We start from the raw sequence: 15,955 nt of genomic DNA on the forward strand, positions 1-15,955 counted from the left end.
TTCAGAATGACCCGGAACGCCCCTTTCGCCCCGGGTTTTCACCAAACCCGGAGGAAACTCGCACGGCGCTCAGGGCAGCAGCGCGCCGACCAGCGGGTGGACCGTCTCCTCGATCTCGTCGGCGACCCGGCTGAAGCACTGGTCACCACGACCCCACGGGTCGTCCAGATCGTCGGTAGGCAACGCCGAGACGCCCAGCCGGGCGTCCTGCGCCGCGGCCACCAGGGCCACGCCCCGGGCGTACACCGCCTCCGGGGTCGCCTCGGCCGGCGGCAGCGCGCTCGCGTCCACCGCCGCGAGCAACCGGCCGAACTCGCCGAGCACGAACGTGCGGGCCGCCGCGTCCGGCCGCAACGCCACCACGTACTCCTGCTGGTCGGCGGTCGCGGTCAGCACCAGGTCGGCCGCGTCGATGTGGTCCGAACGCAGCTTGCGCGCGGTGAAACCCTCGACGTCCCCGCCGCGCCCGACGACCTGCCGCGCCGCCGGCGGGTTCATCTCCTCGCCCGCGTGCCAACCACCGGTGCCGGCGCTGTGGCTGAACAGCAACTCCTCCGCCCGCGCCGGGTCCTGCTCACGCCGCGCCAACCGCTCCCGCACCGCGAGGGCGAGCAGCCGCTCGGCCATCGGCGACCGACAGATGTTGCCCATGCAGACGTGCAGCACGGTGAACGGGGGCACTCAGGCCCCCTGGCTGTCGACGAGATCCGGAACCACGTCGCGCAGCTTCTCCAGCGGGATCGCCCCGGCCCGCAGCAACTGCGGCACCTCACCGGTCAGGTCCACGATCGTGCTGGGCACCGGGTCCGGGCAGGGACCGGCCTCCAGGTACGCCCGCACCGAGTAGCTGAGCTGGTCGCGCGCCTCCTCGGCGGTCACCGCGGCGGGCTGACCCGTCTTGTTCGCCGACGACACCGCCATCGGACCGGTCTCCCGCAGCACCTCCAGGGCCACCGGGTGCAGCGGCATCCGCACAGCCACAGTGCCCGTCTTGTCGCCCAGATCCCACTGGAGGCTCGGCGAGTGCTCGACCACGATCGTCAACGCACCAGGCCAGAACGCCTCCACCAGGTCACGCGCGGCGGTGGGCAGCGAGAAGACCAACCCGTCCAGGGTGTGCCGGGACCCGATCAACACCGGCGGCGGCATCTGCCGACCCCGGCCCTTCGCGTCCAGCAGCGCCTTGACCGCGTACGGGGTGAACGCGTCCGCGCCGATCCCGTAGACGGTGTCCGTCGGGAGGACGACCAGTTCGCCGTTCTTGACCGCCTCGATGGCCGCAGCGATGCCGCGGTCCCGATCGGCGGGCGACCGGCAGTCGTAGAGCATCACGAGGAGTCAGTCTGCCACGCCGCCGCGCCCGGGGCGTGCTGGCCGTCCGCCCGTCGGGACGCGGTCGCGTACCGGGGCCGGCCGGCGAGGTCCCGATGCTCCGCCACGGCGGTGAACCGGCCGTCCGCGACGAACAGGCCGGGCACCGCCGCGCCGTGCGTGTCGTCGTGCTCGACGCCCACCACGCCGTCCGGGCGCAGCAGCGCCGCCGCCCGGCTGATCACCGGCCGGATCACCGCCAGACCGTCCGCCCCACCGAAGACCGCCTCCGCCGGGTCGTGCGCGGCAACCTCCTGCGGCACCACCACCTCGACCGGTACGTACGGCGGGTTGCAGAGCAGCACGTCCACCCGACCGGCCAGTTCCGCCAACAGATCCGGCGCGGTCACGTCCGCCTCGACCACCTCGATCGGGCGGTCCCCCGCCGCGGCCCGTTCCGCCGCGTTGCGCCGCAGCCACGCCAGCGCCTGCGGGGACCGCTCCACCGCCACCACGCGTGCCTCCGGCAGCTCCTGCGCCACCGCCAGCGCGATGGCGCCGGAGCCGCTGCACAGGTCCACCACCAGCGGGTCGGGTCGGGTCTGGGCCTGCTCGACGCCCCAGCCGGCCAGCAACTCCGTCTCCGGTCGGGGTACGAAGACACCCGGGCCGACCGCCAGCTCCAGGTGCCGGAACGCGGCCCGGCCGGTCAGGTGCTGCAACGGCTCCCGCCCGGCGCGCCGGCGGACCAGCTCGTCGAGCCGCGCCAGCTCGTCGGCGCCCAGGTCGTCGGCGAGCGCCAGCCGGCCGCGCGGCACCCCCAGCACGTACGCCGCCAGCAGTTCCGCCTCCACCCGGGCCGGGCCCACCCCCGAGGCTTCGAGCGCCCGGGCCGCGCGGGCCACCGCGGCGGACGGACGGAGCCGCCCTGTCCCTTCAGGGGGGTGTTGCGGCAGAGTGGTCACGCGATAATCATGATGCGTCGCGGGCTACGTGACGAACGGGTGCGCCGAGACGCACACGACAGGAGGTCGGCGGGTGGGCTGGCTCGACCGGGTCGATGACCAGGTTGACGCCCTGACGCACGCCCGGGCGTTGCAGGAGGCCAGCCGCTCAGCGGAGGCGTACGGCCTGCTGGAGCGGGTGATCCGCACCACCAACGACCCGGCGGCGCGAGCGGACGCCATGGTGCAACGCCTCTCCGCGCTGATCAATCTCGGTCGGACGGCGGAGTTCACCAGGGCCATCGAAGAGGCGTCGGCGGCGGTCCGGGACCTCGCCGAGCCCTACCTGCACGGGCACCTCAACGCCCTTGCGGCGCTCGCCGCGCACCACCAGGGCGCACTGGACCGCTGCGTCACCCACCTGGTGAAGGCCGCCCGGGCGCTGAGCGCCGTGGAGGACCCGGACCGGGACACCGCCTGGGGCTGGCACGACCTGGCGATGGCCTACAGCTACCTCAGCTTCCACGGGTACGCCCTCGGCGCGATCGAACGCGCCCGGCAACTGGGCGTGACCTCCGGGATCCCCGAGGAGACGTTCGCCGCGCCGGGCATCCGGCTGCGCAACGCCGTGGCACTCGACCACAACGGCGACAGCGACGGCTGCCTGCGGGTGCTCCGCGACGTCGCCGCCGATCTGGCCCGGTTCGTGCACAACGGTCGCGCCGACCGGCTGCGCCCGAGCAGCCTCGCCGCGTACGGGTACGCGGCGGCCCGGCAGGCCGCGCTCGGCGACCGGGTGGAGCCGACACCCGACACCCACCCGTCCCACCTGCTCCAGAACGGCGGTGACAGCGCCCGGGCGCGCGACATGCGGCACCTCGGGCAGGTCTGCCTGGCCGTCGCCGCCGGCCGGCCGATCGAGGCGGTGGCCCGGCTGGACACCATCCGGGTCTCCACCGAGACCCTCGGCGCGGCGGAACCGGCCCGGCTGCGCAGCATCGCGCTGTCCCGCGCCGGGGACCACGTGGCCGCGCACCGCGCCGACCGGCTGGCGTTCCGACTGGCCGCGCAGCGCAACGACCGGCTGCGCGACGTCTACATCGACGGCATCGCCGCCCGGATCGACCACGAGGAGATGCGCCGCGAGGCGGCCCGGTTCGAGGGTGAGGCACTTACCGACCCGCTCACCGGCCTGCCCAACCGCCGTCGACTCGAGCGGTACATCACCGCCGTGGTGACCCGCGGCGAGCGGGTGGTGATCGGCGTCTGCGACCTGGACGGGTTCAAGGCGGTCAACACCCGACACGGGCACCACTCGGGCGACCTGGTCCTGCAACGCATCGCCGGGGTGATCAACCGGGTGATGCGCCGGGGCGACTTCGTGGCCCGCTACGGCGGTGACGAGTTCGTCGTGGTACTGCCGGACACCGGGATGGCCGAGGCCGCCGAGGTGGCCCGGCGGATCGAGGCGGCGGTGCTCGCCGAAGACTGGGAGTCGCTGGTGCCGGGCACCCCGGTCGGGGTGAGCATCGGCTTCGCCGAGGTCTCCGGCGGCGGTGGCCTCCGCGACGCGCTGAGCGTCGCCTTCGAGGTGGCCGACCGGGAGATGCTGCGCGCCAAGTCCCGGCCCCGCGCCAGCTGACCGCCGGCGCCGGCCGGGTCAGCGGCGGGTCAGCTCGGTGTCGCCGGCCAGGCGGGCGGCGCGGTCGGCCTCGGTCAGGGCGTCCAGGACGCCGTCCAGCTCACCGGCCAGCGCCAGGTCCAGGTTGTACGCCGTGTAGCCGATCCGGTGGTCGGTGATCCGGTTCTGCGGGAAGTTGTACGTGCGGATCCGCTCCGAGCGGTCCACCGTGCGTACCTGCGCCTTGCGGGCGTCCGAGGCCGCGGCGTCGGCCTGCTCCTGGGCGGCAGCGAGCAGGCGGGCCCGCAGGATGCGCATGGCCTGCTCCCGGTTCTGCAACTGGGACTTCTCGTTCTGGCAGGACACGACGATGCCTGTCGGCACGTGGGTGATCCGCACGGCCGAGTCTGTGGTGTTCACCGACTGCCCGCCCGGTCCGGACGAGCGGAACACGTCGATCCGCAGGTCGTTGGCGTCGATGGTGACGTCGACGTCCTCGGCCTCGGGCAGCACCAGCACCCCGGCGGCGCTGGTGTGGATGCGGCCCTGCGACTCGGTGACCGGGACGCGCTGCACCCGGTGCACGCCGCCCTCCCACTTGAGCCGCGACCAGACGCCGTTACCACCCTCGGGCACGCCCTTGGTCTTGATCGACAGCGACACGTCCTTGACCCCGCCGAGGTCCGAATCCTGGGCGTCGATCACCTCGGTGACCCAGCCGTGGCGTTCGGCGTACCTGGTGTACATCCGCAGCAGGTCACCTGCGAACAGCGCGGACTCCTCGCCGCCCTCACCGGCCTTGATCTCGACGATCACGTCCTTGGCGTCGTGCGGGTCACGCGGGATGAGCAGCTCGGCGAGGCGCTCCTCCAGAACCGGCAGGGAGGCCGCGATCGACTCCGCCTCGGAGGCGAAGGAGGGATCCTCGGCGGCCAGCTCGCGGGCCGCGGCCAGGTCGGCGCGCGCCTGCTCCAGCTCACCTGCGGCCTTGTGCAGCGGCACCAGCTCGGCGTACCGACGGCCGACCCGGCGGGCGGTGGCCTGGTCGGCGTGGATCGCCGGGTCGGCCAGCCGCTTCTCCAACTCGGCGTACTCGTCGAGGAGGCCGGCCAGACGCTCGCTGCTCATGCTGCGGATGCTCCTTCGAGGGTGCGGGCGCCGGCCGGGCCAGGCGAAAACCGGGTGGAACGCGGACGGCGCCCGCGTCCGGTGGAAAACCGGACGCGGGCGCCGAACGGGGAGTTACTTGGCCTTCTTGGCCTGAACCTTGGCGTACTTCTGCTGGAACTTCGCGACCCGGCCGGCGGTGTCGAGAACGCGCTGCTTACCGGTGTAGAACGGGTGGCAGGCGCTGCAGGTCTCGACGTGGATCGCCCCGCCCTTGGCGGTGCTGCGGGTCGTGAACGTGTTGCCACAGGAGCAGCTGACCTCGGTGGTCACGTACTCCGGGTGGATGTTTGCCTTCATCTCGCCTCGGTCCTCTCGTTGGTGGTCGCCGGGTCGCCGTCACCGCTCGTCGCGCCGTACGCGACGGGCTCGGGCGTGAACCGGAACCGGTGGCCGATTGACCAGTGTGCCATGGGCCTGAGCCGACCCGGCAATCGGGCCGCACACCTCGTCCGGCATCGTCAACACGTGCCCACCCGTCCGCATTCCCGACGCCCGGCGGGGCATTCGTCCACCCGACGAACCGCAGTCGCGTGCCCCGCCGGGGGTACGCCCGTGGAGCCCGAGGGGCGCCGATGACCCGACTGATCGCCACCCGTGGCCTGCCCGCCTCGGGCAAGACGACGTTCGCCCGTACGCTCCAGCCGTCGGTGGTCCGGGTGAACAGGGACGACCTGCGCCGGATGCTGCACGGCGAGCGGCTCTTCACCCAGTGGGCGGAGGCGCAGGTCACAGTCGTGCAGCGGGCCCAGGTGGAGGCGCTGCTGCGGGCCCGGGCGGACGTGTGCGTGGACGACACCAACCTGCGGGCACGGACACTGCGGGACTGGGCCGACCTGGCCGCCCGGCACGGGGCGGAGTTCGAGGTGCACGACTTCACCGACGTACCCCTGGACGAGTGCCTGCGCCGCGACGCCGCACGCCCGGCGGGCGAGCAGGTGGGCGCGGACGCCATCCGACGGCTGCACGACCGGTACCTGGCGGGGCGGGCCCTGCCACTGCCGGTGCCGCAGGCCCGCACCGGCCGGCCCGCCGCCGTGCACCCGCCGTCTTCCGAACCGCCGGAGATCGTCCTGGTGGACATCGACGGCACCGTCGCGCTTGCCGTGTCCCGCAGCCCGTACGACATGACCCGGGTGGGTGAGGACCAGCCGAACCCGGCGGTGATCGCGGCGGTCCGGGCCATGCACGCGGCCGGGTACGGGGTGGTGTTCTGTTCCGGGCGGGACGGCACCGCGCGGGCGGCCACCGAGGCGTGGCTGGCCCGGCACGTCCGGGTCCCCTACCTCGGGCTGCACCTGCGGGCCGTCGGCGACTCCCGCAAGGACTCGGTCGTCAAGCGGGAGATCTACGACCGGGAGATCCGGGACCGCTACCGGGTGGTGGGCGTGTTCGACGACCGCGTCCAGGTGGTGCGGATGTGGCGGGAACTCGGCCTCACCGTGTTCCAGGTGGCCGAGGGCGACTTCTGAGGTGTGTCCGGACGGGCCCCCGGGCGCGCGGGGGCCCGTCCGGACGGCTCACCGGGTGATCGTGACGGTGGCGTCGGCGAGGACGCCGTTGACGGCGACGGTGAGGCGTACCGGGGCGCCGCGCCGCAGTGCCGTCAGGGTGCCGGTGGCCGGGTCGAAGCGGGCCGTGTGCCAGGGACGCACCCCGGCCGACCCGCCGATGTGCACCCCGGGCGAGGCGGACCAGTCGGCGCTGACAGGTGCGGCCACCGGGACCGTACGCCCGCCGGGTTGGGTGAGCGTGGCGGTGACCGTCGCCGGGACGCCGACCGCCACGCTGGCCGGGGCGTTCAGCGCGAGCCGGTCCACGTGGGCGTGGAACTCCGCGTCCACCCAGGGCGGCCCCTCGGCGAGCGGGTCGCGGCGCGCCCGGTCGGCCTCGGCCGGGGTGACCGGGTCGATGCCGAACTCCGTCCAGCCGGTGAAGCCGCCCTGCTCGGCGGGGGTGGACGGGGTCTTGCCCGAGTTGCCGTTGATCACGTACGGCACTCCGTCCACCCGGTCGGCGTGGAACGTGCCGACGTGCCCGCCCACGAACAGCGCGCCCTTGCCGGTGCGGTGCTGGAAGTCGGCAAGCCACTGCTCCAGCAGCGCCGCCTCCTTGCGGTCGGTGAGCTGGCTGGCCTGCGCCGGGCTGGGGTCCCGCGCCGGATGGTGGTGCAGGACGACGACCGAGCCCACGCGCCTGTCGGTGGCCGCCGCGTCAAGCGTCTCGCGCAGCATCCGCACCTGGTCGAAGCCGCCGCCGCGCAGCGTCCCGGTGGACGAGTTCAGCGTGACGAAGCGGGTGCCGTTGTGGTCGAACACCCGGGAGGTGGCACCGAACGCCGCCTCGAAGTTGCTGATCGGGGCACCCATGATCTCGTGGTTGCCTGGCACGTAGTACCAGGGCAGCGCGTCGCCCAGTTCCTCGTCGAGGATCCGTCTGGCCAGCGCGAAGTCGGCCGGGTAGGCGGTGTCCACGAAGTCCCCGTTGATCAGCAGGAAGTCCGGCCGGGCCGCCTTCACCTCGCGCAGCGTCCGCCGGGCCTGGGCGACCAGGTCGCTGTCCGGGTCGGCGGCGACGAACTGCGCGTCGGAGAGCACCGCGAACCGCCACGGCGCGCCGTCCACAGTGCCGTCGCGGACCACCACCCGGTCGGTACGCGGGGCCACCGCCGGCACGTCGACCGTCGGGGGCACCTTCGCCACCAGGTCATCGATGATCACTTCGCTTGTGTACTGCGCGGCGGCGTTCGTCTCGGCCACGTAGAAGCGGCGCACCCGCACCGGGTACTGCACACCGGCGGGCACCGCGAACTCCACGTACCGCCAGCCGGTCCAGGTGATCAGGGGGCCGCGCAGCACGTGCTGGGTGTCCTGTGCGTCGTGCAGGTGCAGGCTGGGCCACTCCCCGGTGCCGTTGCCGTGGATCCACATGCCGAACGCCTGCGGCTGGCCGGGTACCTCGATCCAGGCGGGCGGGTCGGCGTACGCGGCCCTGGTGCCTGTGGACTGGCTGAAGTCGTACGACATCTTCAGGCCGGTGCCGGTGTGCCCGGGGGCCGGCGCGACCGACCCGCTCGCCCGGGCCTGACTGAACCGCCAGGAGGCGGCGTCGTCGAAGCCGGCGACCGGCACGTCGGTCAGCCCGACGGTGACCGGCAGGACGGCGCTAGCCCGTCCGACGTGGACGGTCACCAGGGCCGAGCCGGTGTCCCGCAGCGCGGTGACGGTCAGGTTGCCGTCGCCGGTGGGGGTGATCCGCAGCAGCTCCCTGTCGTAGTCGAGCGTCATGTCCCGCGGCTCGATCGGCGCGGTGTTGCCCTCGGCGTCGTACCCGACCACGCCTACCAGGGCGTTGCCGTCGGGGCCGGTGAGGCCGACCCGGGGCACGGTGGTGCCGACCCGGGCCAGCGGGCCGAGGACTGTGAGGTTCAGGGAGCCGGTGACGCGGCCCCGCGCGGCGGTGACAGTGCTGGCCCCCGGCGCGCCCGCGTGGAACACGCCGGCGCGGTCGACCCGGCCGCGTACCGCAGGGGTGGCCCGCCAGGTGGGCGCGCCGGCCGCCGGGCCGTACGTCTCGTCGTAGCCGGCCGCGGTGAGGGTACGGGTCAGTCCGGGGAAGACCCGGTCCGGCCGGCCACCGCGCACCGGTGAGACGCCCGGGGCGACTGTGGGGTCGCTTGCCGTCTCGACCCAGTAGCCGGTGAGCCGGCCACTGCCCTTCGGCGCGTAGATCGCCAGGCCGTTGGGCACGGCCCGCTCGCTGCCGTCGGAGGGGCCGTTCTCCACCTGCACGGCCGACGCGCCCGGCTCGCGGGCCAGCAGCGTGGACGAGCCGCCACCGTCCAGGTTGAGCGCGTGGTGGGCGCCCAACTCGGCCATCATCCGGCCCATCTCGGTCTGGGTGACGCCGCGGCTGTCGACCTGACGGCCGTCCACCGTCAGCATGATCATTTTGCTTCCGTCGGCGCTGAACCCGACCGAGGTGCGCGGCGCCAGCGTGGGGTCGGCGATGCTCTGCACGACGCCGTCGCGGACCAGGACGCTCCCGCCACCGACAGCCGCGTGCAGGTCGCTGCCGTCGGACGACTTCGGTCGCCAGGCCACAGTCACCTGGTCGCCGGGGCGGAGCCCCGCGAGGGCGGTCGCGCCGGCGTCGCGACCCAGCAGCACAGTGCTGCCGGCGACGATCGGGCCGCTGCCGGCCGCATCCGCCACCGCCGCCACCCGACCGCCGGTCACGGTGACCTCGACCACCCGGGCCGCGCCCTCGACGGCACGCTGCCGGGAGTACGTCCCCCACAGCTCGGTGAACGCGCCGATGCCGTCGGCCTGCACCAGGTTGTTGAACTGGGTGAGCGGGACCGGCCCGGTGGGCAGGGTCGCGGTGCCGTCGAAGTTCACCTCGATCACCCGGCCGAGCCCGTTCGCCGTGATCGCCGCCGCGTTGCGGTGACCGCTGACCGCCGACTGGATCAGCTCGCCGTCGCGGATCCCGACCCCCTGGGCGGCGCCCGAGTTGTTGATGTCGAAGAAGTCGCCGTTGACCGCGGCGACCGCGCGCGAGTCGTCCACCGCCGTCCGCAGTGGCTCGGCCCGGCTGACCGCCCCGGAGTTGACGTAGTCGACGGTGGAGCCACCGGCGAGGTCTGTGGTGAGCGCGTCGGCACGCAGCCATCCGTCGGCGTCGTACCTGTCGAAGGAGGTGAGCTGCACGCCCGGCGCGACCGGCCGGGTGGCCTTCGTGGTCTCCAGGCCGCCGGCCGGCTCCAGACCGCCGGTGGCGGCGGCCGGCGCGGTCGCGGCGGTCGTGGCCGTCGGGTCGGCGGCGAGGCTTACCGAATCGGCCGGGTGGGACGACGCGGCAGGCGCGTCCTCGGCGGCGGTGGCCGGAGGCGCGGGCGGCGACGCCACGGGCCGGGCGGCCACGGACGGCGCCGGCGGCGCGGCGGTGGCCGGCGGCGACACGGCCAGGGCGAGCAGCGGCGTCAGCAGCAGGACACCGGTGCGACGGGCGGATCGTCTGCGGGTACGCATGGACGACAGTCAACCCGGCAGTGAATAGAAGTTTCAAGACCTGTCGACTGAACCGAAGGAAAATTCCGCCACCCCCGGCTCCTGGCCCCCCGCCGAACCCCCTCTGCTGGCGTGCGAGCAGGGCCGGCCGCACCCTCTTGTTCCCCTTTGCTCTGCTTCAACGGACGCAACACAAAGCGCCCCGAAGTGTTGCGCCGGTTGAAGCAGAGCAAAGGACGGTGGGCGGGCACGACGAAGGGGCACGGCCACGATGGCCGTGCCCCTTCGTCGTCGGTCAACCGGAAATGGTTACTCCCCCGGCGTCGACTTCGCGATCTGCATCAGGAACTCGATGTTGGTACGGGACTGCTTGAGCCGGTCCAGCAGGAGGTCCATGGCCGCCTGCGAGTCCAGCGAGTGCAGCACCTTGCGGAGCTTGTGGATGATGGCCAGCTCCTCGGGCGCGAGCAGGACCTCTTCCTTACGCGTACCGGACGGGTTGATGTCGATGGCCGGGAAGGTGCGCTTGTCGGCGATCTTCCGGTCCAGCTTCAGCTCCGCGTTACCGGTGCCCTTGAACTCCTCGAAGATGACCGTGTCCGCCATGGAACCGGTCTCCACCAGGGCCGTGGCGATGATGGTCAGCGAGCCGCCGTTCTCGATGTTGCGGGCCGCTCCGAGGAAGCGCTTCGGCGGGTAGAGCGCGGTGGAGTCGATACCACCCGACATGATCCGGCCGCTGGCCGGCGCCGCCAGGTTGTACGACCGACCGAGCCGGGTCACCGAGTCGAGAAGCACGACCACGTCGTGCCCCAGCTCGACCAGGCGCTTCGCCCGCTCGATCGCCAGCTCGGCAACAGTGGTGTGGTCCTGCGGCGGACGGTCGAACGTGGCCGCGATGACCTCGCCCTTGATCGACCGCTGCATGTCGGTGACCTCTTCGGGCCGCTCGTCCACCAGCACCACCATGAGGTGGCACTCCGGGTTGTTGCGGGTGATCGCGTTCGCGATCGCCTGGAGCACCATCGTCTTACCCGCCTTCGGCGGCGACTGGATGAGTGCCCGCTGGCCCTTGCCGATCGGCATGACCAGGTCGATGACCCGGGTGGTCAGGATGTGCGGCTCGGTCTCCAGCCGCAGGCGCTCCTGCGGGTAGAGCGGCGTGAGCTTGTAGAACTCGGGGCGGCGACGCGCCTCCTCCGGCTCCATCCCGTTGATCGTGTCCAACCGCATCAGCGGGTTGTACTTGTCCCGCCGCTGGTCGCCACTGTTGCCACCCTCGCGGGCCGCTCGGACCGCACCGGTGATCGCGTCACCACGGCGCAGGCCGTACTTCTTGATCTGGGACATCGAGACGTACACGTCGTTCGGGCCGGCCAGGTAGCCGGTGGTCCGCACGAAGGCGTAGTTGTCGAGCACGTCGATGATGCCGGCCACCGGGACGAGCACGTCGTCCTCGCCGACCTGGGGCTCACGTCCACCGGTGTCACCACCGGTCTCGGCGCGCTCCCCACGCCCACGGCGACGGTCCCGGAAACGGCTCCGCCGGCCACGCCGACCGCCGCCCTCGCCGTCGTCGTCGTCGCTGTCCCGCTCGGCGCGCTGGCCACGGTCGTTGCGCTCGCCACGGTCGTTGCGCTCGGAACGCTCGCCACGATCGTTGCGCTCGGACCGCTCACCACGCTCGTTGCGCTCGGAACGCTCGCCACGATCGTTGCGCTCGGACCGCTCACCACGCTCGTTGCGGTCGCCCCGGTCGCCGCGCTCGGCCCGCTCACCACGGTCGTTGCGCTCGGAACGCTCGCCACGGTCGGAACGGTCGTTGCGGTCGGCACGCTCGCCGCGCTCGGCACGCTCCGGACGCTCGGCCCGATCCCGGCGGTTCTCGCCCCGATCGGTCCGCTCGCCGGCCTCGGCCTCGTCGGTACGAGCCTCGGAGCTGCGAGCCTCAACACCCCGATCCTCGGAGCTGCGAGCCTCGGAACCACGAGCCTCGGAGCTGCGAGCCTCGGTGGTGCGAGCCTCGGTGGTGCGAGCCTCTGCCGTGGCGGTGCGGCTACGACGGGTACGACCCCGGCTCTCGGTCCCGGCGGCCGGCTCGGCGGGCGCCTGGTCGGCGCTGCGCCCTTCGGCTGCCGGCCGGTCGGCGGTCTCCCGCACGTCGGCGCGTACCCCCTCACGGGTCGGAGCGGCCGCAGCCGCGACCTCGGCCCGCGGTCGAGGGGTTCCGGCGGCGTTGCCGCCCTGCCGCTCGGAGATCGCGGCGATCAGCTCGCCCTTGCGCATGCGAGCCGTGCCGGAGATGCCGAGCGACGCGGCCAGGCTCTGCAGCTCTGGCAGCAGCATCGCCGACAGACCGGTGCCGCTACGCCGACGACGGGCGGGAGCGGCGGTGGTGGCATCGCCAGCGACGTTGGAAACATCCGACGTCACGTCGGTGGTGTCGCTCAATGGATTCCTTCCCTCGATAGGCCGGGACTGCCCGGAGTCGGAACTCAGGTGGCCGGGCGGCCTCGGTGCACCCGCCTCGCAAGGACGCGTCGCGGGAGTCTGTGACACAGCAGCCCGGCGGTATCCCGACTCACCAAGGGTCGGTGAGCAGGTCTCGCCGTCTGCGGCGACCTGTGGAAACTGCGGCGCGGCGTGGGCCTTTGGCAGGGGTGACGGGCTGACCGCCGAGAGCTTCGGGGGTGCGCCGCCCCGCAGGAGATCGCGTGCTTCGCGGCTGTGCTAGGCCTAGAGCGTAATCAACTCTTCCGACCTGCGGCAACAGGGTCCCGCTCGGCGTGTCCAAGTCTACCCCGGGCAACCCGGGCGCCGCTGTCGTCTATCGGTAACTGCCAGATCTGCCAGTCTGTTCCCGTCCCGAAGCCCGGCGGCGGGTCGGTGAGCGCCAGCACGGTCGGCCCGGCCCCACTGACCACTGCCGCCACACCGACCTCTCGCAACGCTTTGACCAGGGCCGATGTGGCAGGCATCCCCGGTGCGCGGTAGTCCTGGTGGAGCCGGTCGACGGTGGCGGGGAGCAGCAGCGTCGGGTCCGTGGTGAGCGCGTGCACGAGCAGCGCCGCCCGTCCGGCGGTCAACGCCGCGTCGGCATGCGGCACCGTGGCCGGCAACGCGGCCCGCGCGGCGGCGGTCAGGCCACGCTCGGCCGGCACGAAAACCGTCGGTCGTACGTCGGCCGCGACCGGCAGGGACACCGCGCGGGCGCCGGCCGGCTCGGACCAGGCCACCGTGAAGCCGCCGAGCAGGCAGGGGGCGACGTTGTCCGGGTGGCCCTCGATCTCGGCGGTCAGGCGGAGCACGCCCGCCGTGTCCATCCGCCGGTCGCCGTCGACGACAAGCGCGCGGGCCAGCAGCACACCCGCGACGATCGCGGCGGACGAGGAGCCCAACCCGCGCGCCTGCGGGATCCGGTTGACGCACTCCACGCTCAGACCGGCGGGCTGCGCGCCGAGCACGTCGAAGGCCGCTCGCATGGCGCGTACCACAAGGTGGCTGTCATCGTCGGGCAGCTCGTCGGCGCCCTGCCCGGTCACCGTCACCCGGACCCCGGCCGGCGCCACCTCGGCCGCCAGGTCGTCGTACAGCCCGAGGGCGAGGCCCAGCGCGTCGTAGCCCGGGCCCAGGTTGGCACTGGTCGCGGGAACCCGGACGCGGACCGGCCCGGCGGTGAAGTTCGTCGGCACGCGCCCATGCTAGGGGTCGGCACCGACGATCCGGTCCGGTGCCCGCAGCATGGGACCGCCCGGTTCAGCCGGCCGGGTTCGGAACCGGCTCGGTGCTGGGGTCGGTGAGCGACAGCTTGCGGGTGGCGATCCGCCAGCCCACCGCGTAGACGAGGGTGACCAGGCCGCACCCGGCCAGCACCACACGCTCGTCCACCACGTCCACGACCAGGGCCACCGCCAGCTGGCTCACCGAGATGGCAAGCGTCGCGAGCATCATGTCGGTGGCGAAGACGCGACCTCGCAACCGGTCCGGCACCTCCCCCTGGAGGGCGAAGTTCGACATCACCCAGTTGCTGCCGCCCGCGAAGTGCGCCAGGAAGACCAGCAGCAGCACCAACGGGAACCACCTGACCACCGACGCGCCCAGGTAGGACACCCCATAGAGCGACATGGACAGCGCGAGCCCGGGCAGCAGCCATGACCTGTTGGTCAGCACCCGACGCATCAGGATGGGCCCGACCAGCGCCCCCGCGCCGCGTACCGCGAAGAGCAGGCCGGCGCCCAGCGAACCGACCCCGTACACGCCGGCGAGCAGCGGGAACACGGTGAGCACCCCGTTGCCCAGGCCGACCGCCGACTTCACAGTGACCAACGCCAGCACGCGCGGCCGGTGGCCGATGTAGCCGAGCGCCTCGCGGACCGCCGCCCAGGTCCGCTGGGCCGGGCGGTCGCTGTCGCGGGGCGCCTGCAACGGCCGGCGGATCCGCGTGGCCAGGCCCGCGGCGAGCGCCAGGCCCACCGCCGCCACCCAGAAGCAGGCGTACGGGCCGGTGGCCGAACTGAGCACACCGCCGAGCGAGGCGCCCACCACGGTCATGGTGCCCCAGGCCGAGCCGGCCACGGCATTGCCGGCGGCGAGTTCGTGCGGCTCCAGGACGTTGGGCAGGGCGGCCTGGGCGGCCGGCGAGTAGAACGCCTTGGCGACCGCGACGACGCCGATCGCCACGAGCGCCAGCCAGGCGGTGTCCCGGCTCCGTACGCCGAGAAGCAGCAGCACGCCCGCCAGCGAGGCCACGTTCGCGCCGATCATGATCTTCCGGCGGTCGAACCGGTCGGCGATCGTGCCTGTGTACGGCAGTAGCAGCGCCACGATGCCGGTGTCCACGGCGAGCACCAGCGCGCCCCACACGCCGCTGCCGGTCAGCTGCGGCAGCAGCACCAGCAGCGGCACCATGACGAACCAGTCGGCGCCGAAGACCACAAGCTCGGCGAGGAAGAGATTGCGAAAGCTCCGATTGCCGGTAAGGACCGAGAGGGTGGACGCCACGGAGCGGCACCCTACCCGGTCTGCGTGGGGGTCACACCCGCTCCCAGCAGCGCCGAGACGGTGACGAAGGTGTAACCACACGCCCGCAGGCCGGTGATCATGTCGGGGAGGCCGCGCAGCGCCACCAGTCGCCGCGGGTCGCCGACGTCGTGCCCGAGCAGGATCGTTCCCGGCCGGACACCTGCCACGATCCGTCGGGCGTGACCGGCCGGGTCGCCCGGGTACTCACGCTCCACCATCTGCAACGACCAGAGCACCAGCCGGTAGTCCAGCCGTGCCGCCGCCTGCAGCACCGCGCCGCCCAGGTGGCCGTACGGCGGGCGGACCAGCCGGGGCGGGCTCCCGGTCACGTCGGCGATCGCGTCGTGGGTGCGGCGCAGATCGTCGTACACCGCGGCGGTGTCCATCTGGGCCAGGTCCCGGTGCCGCCAGCTATGGTTGCCCACCTCATGCTCGGCGAGCCTGCCGCGTACGACGTCCCCGTGCCGCCGGACCTGGGCACCGACCAGGAAGAACGTCGCCGGCACCCGGTGCTCGGCGAGGGTGTCCAGCACCATCGGCGTCCACTGTGGCGCGGGGCCGTCGTCGAAGGTGAGCGCGACCAGCCGCCGCGTCGTCGACACCGACCAGACGACAGGCAGGGCGCCGGAGCCGACGTCCTGCTGGCCGTTGCCGATCGTGGCGCTCGCCGGACCGCCGGCCAGCGGCAGCCGGCGGTGGCTTAACCACGCGTCAAGGGCTCCCGCGCCGGCGATCGCCCCGGTCGCCACCAGGGCACCTCGGCGCAGCAGATCGCGCCGGGACCACCCGTGCGCGCTCTCGGTCATCCGCCCGCCCCGCTCGCCGACGCTCCAAACACCTACTAGGAGTATGCAATGCGTGACGCAAAGTGCCGGTTC

At 73.1% G+C, this 15,955-nt stretch carries 12 protein-coding genes; 2 read left to right on the forward strand and 10 right to left on the reverse strand.

Annotated features, from left to right (window positions below):
- Positions 1 to 69: 69 nt before the first annotated feature.
- The 3 genes from AB0N27_RS24160 to prmC are packed head-to-tail and all read right to left on the reverse strand — an operon-like array spanning position 70 to position 2,276.
- The gene (locus AB0N27_RS24160) at positions 70 to 681 is read right to left on the reverse strand and encodes a phosphotyrosine protein phosphatase (RefSeq protein ID WP_364373914.1); all 612 of its coding nucleotides are present in this window, start codon (positions 679 to 681) and stop codon (positions 70 to 72) included.
- On the reverse strand, positions 682 to 1,329 hold the full coding sequence (locus tag AB0N27_RS24165) for an L-threonylcarbamoyladenylate synthase (protein ID WP_139582721.1): 648 nt from the start codon (positions 1,327 to 1,329) through the stop codon (positions 682 to 684).
- Positions 1,329 to 2,276 (reverse strand): peptide chain release factor N(5)-glutamine methyltransferase, encoded by a 948-nt coding sequence (prmC, locus tag AB0N27_RS24170; RefSeq protein WP_364373917.1) that lies wholly within the window; start codon positions 2,274 to 2,276, stop codon positions 1,329 to 1,331. The genes AB0N27_RS24165 and prmC overlap by 1 nt, the downstream gene beginning before the upstream one ends.
- Before the next feature lie 73 nt (positions 2,277 to 2,349).
- Here prmC and AB0N27_RS24175 point away from each other — a divergent pair, with 73 nt between their 5' ends.
- Complete coding sequence (locus AB0N27_RS24175) at positions 2,350 to 3,897, forward strand: GGDEF domain-containing protein (RefSeq protein ID WP_364373920.1); 1,548 nt, start codon at positions 2,350 to 2,352, stop codon at positions 3,895 to 3,897.
- 18 nt (positions 3,898 to 3,915) lie between these two features.
- Here AB0N27_RS24175 and prfA read toward each other — a convergent pair whose 3' ends face one another.
- Together prfA and rpmE are read right to left on the reverse strand one after the other, a co-directional pair.
- Positions 3,916 to 5,004 carry a peptide chain release factor 1 gene (gene prfA / locus AB0N27_RS24180; protein ID WP_357989456.1) on the reverse strand — a complete coding sequence of 363 codons (1,089 nt, stop codon included), beginning with the start codon at positions 5,002 to 5,004 and terminating at the stop codon, positions 3,916 to 3,918.
- 114 nt (positions 5,005 to 5,118) lie between these two features.
- Positions 5,119 to 5,343, reverse strand: coding sequence for a 50S ribosomal protein L31 (gene rpmE / locus AB0N27_RS24185; protein ID WP_007464546.1), 225 nt, complete (start codon positions 5,341 to 5,343; stop codon positions 5,119 to 5,121).
- Between the two features lie 275 nt (positions 5,344 to 5,618).
- Between rpmE and AB0N27_RS24190 the strand changes: the two genes are divergently transcribed.
- On the forward strand, positions 5,619 to 6,515 hold the full coding sequence (locus AB0N27_RS24190) for an AAA family ATPase (protein ID WP_364373925.1): 897 nt from the start codon (positions 5,619 to 5,621) through the stop codon (positions 6,513 to 6,515).
- Positions 6,516 to 6,563: 48 nt separating this feature from the next.
- Here the strand turns inward: AB0N27_RS24190 and AB0N27_RS24195 are convergent, their stop codons facing one another.
- The 5 genes from AB0N27_RS24195 to AB0N27_RS24215 form a co-directional block, all read right to left on the reverse strand.
- Positions 6,564 to 10,076, reverse strand: coding sequence for a phosphodiester glycosidase family protein (locus AB0N27_RS24195; RefSeq protein WP_364373928.1), 3,513 nt, complete (start codon positions 10,074 to 10,076; stop codon positions 6,564 to 6,566).
- A 288-nt stretch (positions 10,077 to 10,364) separates the two neighbouring features.
- A complete protein-coding gene (gene rho / locus AB0N27_RS24200; protein ID WP_364373931.1) occupies positions 10,365 to 12,506 on the reverse strand; it encodes a transcription termination factor Rho in 2,142 nt (713 codons plus the stop codon).
- A gap of 296 nt (positions 12,507 to 12,802) precedes the next feature.
- Complete coding sequence (gene thrB / locus AB0N27_RS24205; protein ID WP_364373934.1) at positions 12,803 to 13,747, reverse strand: homoserine kinase; 945 nt, start codon at positions 13,745 to 13,747, stop codon at positions 12,803 to 12,805.
- 64 nt (positions 13,748 to 13,811) lie between these two features.
- Positions 13,812 to 15,056, reverse strand: coding sequence for an MFS transporter (locus tag AB0N27_RS24210; RefSeq protein ID WP_364373937.1), 1,245 nt, complete (start codon positions 15,054 to 15,056; stop codon positions 13,812 to 13,814).
- An 11-nt stretch (positions 15,057 to 15,067) separates the two neighbouring features.
- Positions 15,068 to 15,883: a polysaccharide deacetylase family protein gene (locus tag AB0N27_RS24215; protein ID WP_364373940.1), complete on the reverse strand. Its 816-nt coding sequence runs from the start codon at positions 15,881 to 15,883 to the stop codon at positions 15,068 to 15,070.
- Positions 15,884 to 15,955 lie beyond the last annotated feature (72 nt).

The sequence above is a fragment of the Micromonospora sp. NPDC093244 genome (assembly GCF_040683695.1).
In the GTDB taxonomy this organism is placed as follows: domain Bacteria; phylum Actinomycetota; class Actinomycetes; order Mycobacteriales; family Micromonosporaceae; genus Micromonospora.

What these genes read in the sequence shown, in the direction of transcription:
- AB0N27_RS24215 (WP_364373940.1), bottom strand. Translation starts at nt 15,883, where the DNA reads ATGACCGAGAGCGCGCACGGGTGGTCCCGGCGCGATCTGCTGCGCCGA.
- prfA (WP_357989456.1), bottom strand. Translation starts at nt 5,004, where the DNA reads ATGAGCAGCGAGCGTCTGGCCGGCCTCCTCGACGAGTACGCCGAGTTG.
- AB0N27_RS24195 (WP_364373928.1), bottom strand. Translation starts at nt 10,076, where the DNA reads ATGCGTACCCGCAGACGATCCGCCCGTCGCACCGGTGTCCTGCTGCTG.
- AB0N27_RS24190 (WP_364373925.1), top strand. Translation starts at nt 5,619, where the DNA reads ATGACCCGACTGATCGCCACCCGTGGCCTGCCCGCCTCGGGCAAGACG.
- AB0N27_RS24165 (WP_139582721.1), bottom strand. Translation starts at nt 1,329, where the DNA reads ATGCTCTACGACTGCCGGTCGCCCGCCGATCGGGACCGCGGCATCGCT.
- rpmE (WP_007464546.1), bottom strand. Translation starts at nt 5,343, where the DNA reads ATGAAGGCAAACATCCACCCGGAGTACGTGACCACCGAGGTCAGCTGC.